This is a genomic window from Mesorhizobium sp. GbtcB19 (assembly GCF_019091085.1).
Lineage (GTDB): Bacteria > Pseudomonadota > Alphaproteobacteria > Rhizobiales > Rhizobiaceae > Mesorhizobium.
This window is the reverse complement of the sequence record NZ_JAGXJY010000521.1, coordinates 1-236: the sequence shown is the minus strand read 5'-3', so window position 1 is coordinate 236 and position 236 is coordinate 1. Positions and strand designations below refer to the sequence as shown.

Here is a 236-nt window from a genome sequence, read left to right as displayed (position 1 = left end):
CGGGCTTTTGGCGGAAAACGAACGCCACGACTTCATCGAGGAGTTGGAGCTCGCGGGGGAAGCTTGCCGGCCTCTTGATATTGGAGCCTTTCGCGAAGGCCATCTGACCCCGGTCTATTTCGGCTCGGCGCTCCGCAATTACGGCGTGCGCGACCTGTTCGAGGCGCTCGGCGCCTACGGCCCGCCGCCGCGCGCCCAGGAAGCCGATGTGCGCACGGTGGAGGCGACCGAGGACA

The 236-nt window shown here is 66.5% G+C and carries 1 pseudogene; it reads left to right on the top strand.

The features are described 5' to 3' along the window. A pseudogene (gene prfC / locus KVT37_RS32910) lies at positions 1-236 on the top strand (peptide chain release factor 3); the annotation flags it as partial.